We start from the raw sequence: 8,535 nt of genomic DNA, 5'->3' as shown, positions 1-8,535 counted from the left end.
GCGCGCCGCCGGAAAGCCCGCCAAAGTCGCCTTCATCGCCATCGCCAGAAAGCTGCTCATCACCCTCAACGCAGTCATCCGAGATCAAAAACCGTTCTGTCCCTGATCGGAAAACTACAGTTGCCGGCTCTGCGGCGCACCACGCCGCCAAGCGGCGGCGCGCTGCACCGCGTCCGGGGAACGAATCCGCGCTAAATCCTTGCCGCCGTTAATATTGCCGCATTTAGCGCCTTTGCAGGGGGCGCCGAAAAGCCTATTTGAGGCTGACATTTCCGCGACATCATAGATCGACGCCATGACCCCTGTTGCAGCCGAGGCCGGTTCCATCGACACCTCCACGCACGCCCTGCCCCCGGCAGGCGCGCCGCTGGAGAAGGTCGCGCTGGAGACCTACGTCCCGCTCGCCAAGCCGTCGCTGATCGGCCTGTCGCGCGCCGAACTGGCCGAGCAGCTCGGCTCGATCGGCGTCGCCGCGGCGCAGCGCAAGATGCGCAGCCAGCAGCTATGGCACTGGATGTATGTCCGGGGCGCCCGCGAATTCTCCGAAATGTCCAGTATCTCCAAGGACATGCGCACCGAGCTGGAAAAGCATTTTACGGTCGCGCGGCCGGAAGTGGTGGCCGAGCAGATCTCCAACGACGGCACCCGGAAATGGCTGCTGCGGCTGCCGAGCGGCACGGCCGGCGAAAAGGCCCACGAGGTCGAGTGCGTCTACATCCCCGAGACTGACCGCGGCACTTTGTGCGTCTCCAGCCAGGTCGGCTGCACCCTGACCTGCTCGTTCTGCCATACCGGTACCCAGCGGCTGGTGCGCAATCTCACCCCCGGCGAGATCGTCGGCCAGATCATGGTCGCCCGCGACCGCCTGAACGATTGGGCCGACCGCGAGACTCCGAACGGCAACCGCCTCGTCACCAATGTGGTGATGATGGGCATGGGCGAGCCGCTGTATAATTTCGACGCGGTGCGCGACGCGCTCTTGATCGTCTCCGACAATGAAGGCATCGGCATCTCGCGCCGCCGCATCACGCTCTCGACCTCCGGCGTGGTGCCGAACATCAAGCGCACCGGCGAGGAGATCGGCGTGATGCTGGCGATCTCGCTGCATGCGGTGCGCGACGAGCTGCGCAACGAGCTGGTGCCGATCAACAAGAAATATCCGCTGGCCGAACTTCTGCAGGCCTGCCGCGACTATCCCGGCGCCTCCAACGCGCGGCGCATCACGTTCGAATACGTCATGCTGCGCGGCGTCAACGATTCGCTGGAGGATGCCAAACTGCTGGTGAAGATGCTGAAGGGCATCCATGCCAAGATCAACCTGATCCCGTTCAACCCGTGGCCCGGCACGCGCTACGAATGTTCCGACTGGGACCAGATCGAAAAGTTCTCCGAGTATGTCTTCAACGCCGGCTATTCCTCCCCGGTGCGCACCCCGCGCGGCCGCGACATTCTCGCCGCCTGCGGCCAGTTGAAGTCGGAAACCGAAAAACTCTCCGCAAGGGAGCGCCAGGCGCTGCGCGCGATGGCGATGACGGATTGATGCGTTCGTTGCACCCTCAGCCGTCATTGCGAGGAGCCCTTGCGACGAAGCAATCCAGTTCTTTCGGCGTATGCGGTTTTCTGGATTGCCGCGTCGCTTCGCTCCTCGCAATGACGGCTGAGAGGTTGTTCGTACCGCTTAACGACCGAGTTTCTCGATGTCCCTGATCGGCCGGCTGTTCGTCATCTTCTTCGCCTTCTGCCTGGCCTGTTTCGTGTCAGGCGCGATCGTGGTGCTCGCGATCCTGTTCCCGGAACTGAGCGCGCTCGACACCGGCACGATCGATCCCAACACCATCAACGTCCTGCTCGGCTTCGGCTTCATCTTCTTCAGCGGTTTTGCGCTGTTGCCGGCGATCGTCGTCGTGGCCATCACCGAGGCCCTCAATGTCCGCAGCGTGCTGGCCTACGCGATCGGCGGCGCGGCGGTCGGCCTCGCCTGCTATCTCGGCCTGGTGCCGTTCGATACCGACACCATGCGCTTCGACGGCATCGTCCGCCGCCACCTCGAAGTCATGACCGGCGCCGGCATCGTCGGCGGGCTGATCTACTGGCTGATCGCCGGGCGCAATGCGGGAAGATGGAAAGAGCCGCGCGCTGTTTCTTACCCTCCCCTGGAGGGGGAGGGTCGGTAATCAGCGCGCGCAGCGCGATGGTTGCCGGGGTGGGGTGAGCGCCGAGCTCCACCGGCGAGACCTTCACCCCACCCCGTCGCGCATCCGCTTCGCGGACGGCGCGCCGACCCTCCCCCTCCAGGGAGGGTAAGAAAACGCCGCACCAGCTTCACCTTTTCATCGCCGCCCGGCTCGGCTAAACCGCGCGCCATGAACCGGACCGGACTCTATATCGCGCTCGCGCTTTTCGCTGTCGTCGGAGTGACCTTCGGGCTGTATCCCGAACTCGACCTCAAGCTCGCCGCCTTGTTCTACGACGCCGCATCGAAGACCTTCCCGATCAAGGAGGGTGCGCTGGCGATGTTCGCGCGCGATGCGGCGATGTGGATCTGCTGGGCGTTCGTGCTGCCCTCGATCATAGCCCTCATCATCAAGCTGATCTGGCCCAATCGTCCGCTGCTGATCTCCGGCAACACCATCGCCTTCCTGCTGATCACCATCACCCTGGCCGCCGGCATCCTCACCAATCTCACCTTCAAGAGCCACTGGGGCCGGCCGCGGCCGGTGACGGTGACGGAGTTCAGCGGCCCCTGGCAGTTCAAGCCGTGGTGGGACCCATCAGGCCAATGCGGCCGCAACTGCTCGTTCTTCTCCGGCGAGGGCGCCACGGCGTTCTGGACCTTCGCCCCGGCCGCGCTGACACCGCCGGCGTGGCGGCCGCTGGCCTATGCCGGCGCCTTCGTGTTCGGCGCGCTGACCAGCGGGCTGCGGATGGCGTTCGGCGGCCACTTCTTCACCGACGTGGCGATTGCCGGGCTGGTGAGCTTCCTGGTGATCTGGCTGGTGCACGGCTGGATCTATCGCTGGCCGGCGACACGCAAGAGCGACGCGGAGGTCGATGCCGCGTTGACGCGCTTCGCCTGGCCGGGCTATCGCTGGCGGCAGAAATGGCGCGGTCGCGATGTCGGCCCGGCACCAGCTACACCCGAAACTGCCCGATTGGACGTTTGATGACGACGATTCTGAAGAGCCTGCCCAAAGGGCAAAACGTCGGTATCGCTTTCTCCGGCGGGCTCGACACCTCAGCCGCGCTGCTGTGGATGAAGCAGAAGGGCGCCCGCGTCTTCGCCTATACCGCCAACCTCGGCCAGCCCGACGAGGCCGACTACGACGAGATTCCGCGCAAGGCCATGGAGTTCGGCGCCGAGAAGGCCCGCCTGGTGGATTGCCGCGCGCAACTGGTCCACGAGGGCATCGCCGCCATTCAGGCCGGCGCCTTCCACGTCTCGACCGGCGGCATCGCCTACTTCAACACCACGCCGCTGGGGCGCGCGGTGACCGGCACCATGCTGGTCTCGGCCATGAAGGAAGACGGCGTCAACATCTGGGGCGACGGCTCGACCTACAAGGGCAACGATATCGAGCGGTTCTACCGCTACGGGCTGCTGACCAATCCGGAATTGAAGATCTACAAGCCCTGGCTCGACGATCAATTCATCCACGAGCTGGGCGGCCGATCTGAGATGTCGGCGTTCATGACCGCGCACGGCTTCGCCTACAAGATGTCCGCCGAGAAGGCCTATTCCACCGACAGCAATTTGCTCGGCGCGACCCACGAGGCCAAGGATCTCGAGGACCTCAACTCCGGCATCCACATCGTCAACCCGATCATGGGCGTGCCGTTCTGGCGCGACGACTGCGTCGTCAAGGCCGAACGGGTCACGGTGCGGTTCGTCGACGGCCAGCCCGTGGCGCTGAACGGCCAGACCTTCACTGATCCTGTCGCGCTATTCCTCGAGGCCAACGCCATCGGCGGCCGTCATGGCCTCGGCATGAGCGACCAGATCGAGAACCGCATCATCGAGGCGAAGAGCCGCGGCATCTACGAGGCGCCCGGCATGGCGCTGCTGCACATCGCCTATGAGCGCCTCGTCACCGGCATCCACAACGAAGACACCATCGAGCAATACCGCATGAGCGGCATGAAGCTCGGCCGGCTTTTGTACCAGGGCCGCTGGTTCGACTCGCAGGCCCTGATGCTGCGCGAGACCGCGCAGCGCTGGGTGGCCCGCGCCATCACCGGCGAAGTCACCCTCGAACTGCGCCGCGGTAACGACTACTCGCTGCTCAACACCGAGAGCCCGAACCTCACCTACAAGCCGGAGCGGCTGAGCATGGAAAAGGTCGAGGACGCGCCGTTTACGCCGGCCGACCGCATCGGCCAGCTCACCATGCGCAACCTGGACATCACCGACACCCGCGCCAAGCTGGACCTGTATGCGAAGTCGGGCCTGCTGAGCGCGGGCGAAGGGTCGAATATTCCCAAGCTGAATAACGACAAGAGCTGAACACGCAGGGCGTAGGGTGGGTTAGCGCGAAGCGCGTAACCCACCGCCCATCGTTAGTCGCAGCGACTTTGGTGGGTTACGGCGCAAGAGCGCCTAACCCACCCTACGGACTACCGACAATCTGTCGTCCCGGCCCAGCGAGCGTTAGCGAGTGCTTCGACGAACTATCGTCCGTCATTGCGAGGAGCGAAGCGACGCGGCAATCCAGTAAGCCACAAGCTCGGCAAGAACTGGATTGCTTCGTCACAAGGGCTCCTCGCAATGACGGCAGGGGGGCCTGAGGCGGCCTGTCATCGACTCGTCATCCCGCCGTCGTAATGGAACGCCACCGCCCGGAACGGGCATCGAGGCCTCCATCATGAAGTATCCCGTTGCCGCCGCGGCGTTTGCCGCCCTGCTGTCGAGCGCTTCGCCGCTCGCCGCGCAAACCATCTATCCCATCGACCGCGCTGAAATCCTCGCTGGCGCGACCTTCGACTTCAAGGTCGAGTTTCCCGGCCTGGTCGAGCCCGACACCATCAAGGTCAGGATCAACGGCGCTGACGTCGCCGCTACCTTCGGCAAATCCGCGACCTACGTCGCGCGCGAGGACGGCAAGGAGCAATCCGCGCTGCTGCTGCGCGATGTCGCGTTGGGCAAGCCCGGCAATTATAAAATCGAGGTCAGCGACGGCACGCAAAGCCGCAGCATCGACTGGAACGTCTACGACACCGGGGCGCGCCGGGCGAAGAACGTCATCCTGTTCATCGGCGACGGCCTGTCGCCGGCGCACCGCGTCGGCGCGCGGCTGCTGTCGAAGGGTATTCGCGAGGGCAAGAGCCTCGGCAGGCTGGCGATCGACGACATGCCGCATATGGCCTTTGTCGCCACCGCTGGGTCGGATTCGATCATCACGGATTCGGCGAATGCCGCGAGCGCCTATGCCACCGGGCACAAGACCGCGGTCAATGCGATGGGCGTCTATGCGGACCGCACCGCCAACCCGTTCGACGACCCGCGGGTCGAGACCATCACCAGCGTGATCCGGCGACAGCGCAACATGGCGATCGGCATCGTCACCAATACCGAGATCGAGGACGCCACGCCGGCCGCGATGGTGGCGCATACGCGGCGCCGCGCCGCCTACGACCAGATCGTCGAGCAGTTATTCGCGGCGAAGCCGGACGTGCTGATGGGCGGCGGCGCGGCGAATTTCCTGCCGCAGGCCGACGCCCTGTCGAAGCGCAAGGATGACGCCGACTACATCGCGAAATTCCGCGATGCCGGCTACCCCTATGCGACGACGGCAAGCGAACTCAACCTCCTCGCGGCAAGGCCCGACACCAAAAAACTGCTCGGCCTGTTCGCGCCGGGCAATATGGACGGCGTGCTCGACCGTAAATTTCTCAAGGGCGGCGGCGTCAAGAAATATCCGGAGCAGCCGGACCTCACCGAACAGGTGCAAGGCGCGCTGGACATCCTGTCGCGCAACAACAACGGCTTTTTCCTGATGGTGGAATCCGGGCTGATCGACAAATACGCCCATGCGCTCGACATGGAACGCGCGGTGTACGACACCATCATGCTCGACAACGCCGTGAAGCTCGCGAAGGACTGGGCCAAAGCGCGCGGCGAGGACACCCTGATCCTGGTGGTCGCCGATCACAACCATCCCAACAGCCTGGTCGGCACCGTCAACGACGACATGACGACGCTGCCGAATACGCCGCTGCGCGAACGGGTCGGCGTCTACGAAAAGGCCGGCTTCCCGAACTATCCGGCGCCGGACGCCGGCGGTTATCCTTCCCGCGTCGATGTCAGCCGTCGCCTCGCGATCTTCTCCGCGAGCATTCCCGACCACTACGAGACGCTGCGGCCGAAGCTCGACAACCCGAATGAGCCGACCGAGAAGGACGAGGCGCCCGGCACCTTCAAGGCCAACGCGAAATACAAGGACGTGCCCGGCGCGGTGCTGCGGCTCGGCAACCTGCCGGCGATGATGAACGCCAGCGTGCATTCCGGCGAGGACGTCATCCTCACCGCAACCGGTCCCGGCAGCGACCGCGTGCAGGGGTCGATGGATAACACCGAAGTGTTTCGCGTGATCGCGGACGCGTTGGGGTTGGCAAGTAACCGTTAGGAAGAGCACCGAACTCTCCGTCGTCATTGCGAGGAGCGAAGCGACGCGGCAATCCAGAAGCCAAAAGGAAGAACTGGATTGCTTCGTCGCAAGGGCTCCTCGCAATGACGACAAAAAAATGGCCAGGATTGCTCCCGGCCATTTTGCGTTTTTCGGTGCCGCTACCTTCTATTTCCGCACGGCGATTCCGGATCTTGCGGCTAAACCAAGGCAAGGTCCGAAATCGCCGTCACGTCAAATAGTTACCTCCGTGGCGGAATTGTGCCCGGGGGCGGTGGCGGCAGCGACGCGGTGCCGCCGTTCAACAGCGGCGTGATGTTGCGGATGGTGACGCGGCGATTCTGCCGCTCCGCCTCCTGGGTCGGAATCTTCAGGTACTGCTCGCCATAGCCCTGCGACGTCAGATTCTCTGCCGGCACCTGGAACTGCTGCGTCAGCAACTGCGCCGCCGATTCGGCGCGGCGATCCGACAGCGACAGGTTGTCGATGTCCGCGCCGACCGCGTCGGTGTGGCCTTCGATCAGGAACACCAGCTTCGGATTGCGCGAGATCGCCTTGTTGAGGCCATCCGCGATTACCTGCAGCTTCGAGGCCTGGTCCGGGGGAATCTCCCACGAGCCGAGATCGAAGTTGATGGTATCGAGATCGATCGACGGCATGCGCTGGCGCACCGTCTGGCTGTAGCGGATTTCATCCAGCGAGTAGCGGCGCTCGATGCGATCCACCGGCGGCGCCAGCAGCGTGTCGTAGACCAGCTCCGGCGACGCCTGATCGTAGTCGACAATGTAGCGGTTCTGCGGAATCCGGATCACGGGAGGCGGCAGGTCGACGTAGAAACCACCGGCGCCGCGCGGACCGCGGAACGAGTTGTCGATGATGATGATCTCGCGACCGCCGCGGTCGCGACGAACACGTCGCAGCAACTGGCCGTCGCGGCCGACCACGTTGATGATCTCCGAGCCATCGGGACGAACCACGATGGTGCGGCTCTCGTCGCCGACTTGCTGGGTGCGGATGTCACGCGCGCCGTAGCGGAAGCGATCGACCTCGTTGTGGCGGATGAAGGACTGTCCGCCCGGATCCTGCACGATGATGCGGCCGGGCTCGGTGAACACCTTGCGACCGCCGACATCGCTCTCGCGGCGCTGACCGCGGAAGTCTTCCATGCGCTGCGGACCCGGAGCCTGGGCGCCCGGCGCGATCGGTGCCAAAGCGGCGGCCGGCGGCGGGGCGGGCGGGATCGGAGCAGCAACGGTTGGCGGTGCGACACGCGCCGCCGGCGCGGCCGGGACTGCACCTGACTGGGCAGCCGGAGTGCCGGGAGCGGCACCGGGGACCGGAGCTGCACCGGGCACAACCGCAGCCGGCGCGCCGCCGGGTGCAACGGCGTTCGGCGCAGCGCCGGGAGCACCGGCACCTTGACCGCCGGGACCACCCGGGCCGCGTGGCCCACCTGGGCCGCCGGGTCCGCCACGACGTTCACCAGGTGCGCCGGGCGCAGGAGGCGTTCCCGCGGCCGGAGGCGTTGGTGCGGCCGAAGGGGCTGCAGCCGGAGCCGGAGCCGCGGCTGGAGGTGTCGCGGGGGTTGCTGGCGGGGTAGCCGGCGCAACCGCTGGAGCTGCCGCGGGCGCCTGACGTGCTGCAGGCGCTGCTGGAGCGGGCGCAGGGGTCGGTGCAGGCGCAGCTGGTGCCGCGGACGGCGCTGGACGTGCGCCGGCGGGAGGCGCACCGGGCTCGCGGCGTTCGCCGGGTTCACGGCGTTCCTGACCCGGACGTTCCTGGCGAACGGCGGGAGGGGTCGGTGCGGTGGGAGCAGCGGTAGGCGCCGGCGCAGCCGGAGGCGTCGGTCGTGCCGCAGGTGCGGCGGCCGGAGGCGCAGGTGGACGCGGCGGCGGTGCTGCTGCCGGGGGCGGCG

General features: G+C 65.7%; 6 protein-coding genes and 1 pseudogene. 6 read left to right on the top strand and 1 reads right to left on the bottom strand.

Features of this window, described 5'->3' with window-relative positions; translation table 11 throughout:
• The 6 genes and pseudogenes from JWR89_RS02215 to JWR89_RS02190 form a co-directional block, all read left to right on the top strand.
• A pseudogene (locus tag JWR89_RS02215) lies at positions 1 to 106 on the top strand (IS110 family transposase); the annotation flags it as partial.
• A 189-nt stretch (positions 107 to 295) separates the two neighbouring features.
• Positions 296 to 1,540 (top strand): 23S rRNA (adenine(2503)-C(2))-methyltransferase RlmN, encoded by a 1,245-nt coding sequence (rlmN, locus tag JWR89_RS02210; protein WP_299711253.1) that lies wholly within the window; start codon positions 296 to 298, stop codon positions 1,538 to 1,540.
• A 157-nt stretch (positions 1,541 to 1,697) separates the two neighbouring features.
• Positions 1,698 to 2,174, top strand: a complete 477-nt coding sequence (locus tag JWR89_RS02205; RefSeq protein WP_299711250.1) for a hypothetical protein — start codon at positions 1,698 to 1,700, stop codon at positions 2,172 to 2,174.
• A 189-nt stretch (positions 2,175 to 2,363) separates the two neighbouring features.
• Positions 2,364 to 3,164, top strand: coding sequence for a phosphatase PAP2 family protein (locus tag JWR89_RS02200; RefSeq protein WP_299711245.1), 801 nt, complete (start codon positions 2,364 to 2,366; stop codon positions 3,162 to 3,164).
• On the top strand, positions 3,164 to 4,501 hold the full coding sequence (gene argG, locus JWR89_RS02195) for an argininosuccinate synthase (protein WP_299711242.1): 1,338 nt from the start codon (positions 3,164 to 3,166) through the stop codon (positions 4,499 to 4,501). Before JWR89_RS02200 ends, argG begins: the two co-directional genes overlap by 1 nt.
• Before the next feature lie 358 nt (positions 4,502 to 4,859).
• Positions 4,860 to 6,620: an alkaline phosphatase gene (locus JWR89_RS02190; protein WP_299711240.1), complete on the top strand. Its 1,761-nt coding sequence runs from the start codon at positions 4,860 to 4,862 to the stop codon at positions 6,618 to 6,620.
• Positions 6,621 to 6,862: 242 nt separating this feature from the next.
• On the opposite strand, the gene JWR89_RS02185 is transcribed toward JWR89_RS02190, so the two are convergent.
• The coding region (locus JWR89_RS02185; protein WP_299711237.1) for an OmpA family protein at positions 6,863 to 8,535 on the bottom strand (1,673 nt) is incomplete at its 5' end.

Origin of the sequence: Tardiphaga sp. (assembly GCF_028290785.1) — a bacterium.
Classification (GTDB): Bacteria; Pseudomonadota; Alphaproteobacteria; order Rhizobiales; family Xanthobacteraceae; genus Tardiphaga.
Note: the sequence above shows the minus strand (reverse complement) of the source record. Positions and strands in the feature narration are given on the sequence as shown.

Bases quoted from the DNA above. Each gene is read 5' to 3' on its own strand.
- rlmN (WP_299711253.1), top strand. From the start codon at position 296: ATGACCCCTGTTGCAGCCGAGGCCGGTTCCATCGACACCTCCACGCAC.
- JWR89_RS02205 (WP_299711250.1), top strand. From the start codon at position 1,698: ATGTCCCTGATCGGCCGGCTGTTCGTCATCTTCTTCGCCTTCTGCCTG.
- JWR89_RS02200 (WP_299711245.1), top strand. From the start codon at position 2,364: ATGAACCGGACCGGACTCTATATCGCGCTCGCGCTTTTCGCTGTCGTC.
- argG (WP_299711242.1), top strand. From the start codon at position 3,164: ATGACGACGATTCTGAAGAGCCTGCCCAAAGGGCAAAACGTCGGTATC.
- JWR89_RS02190 (WP_299711240.1), top strand. From the start codon at position 4,860: ATGAAGTATCCCGTTGCCGCCGCGGCGTTTGCCGCCCTGCTGTCGAGC.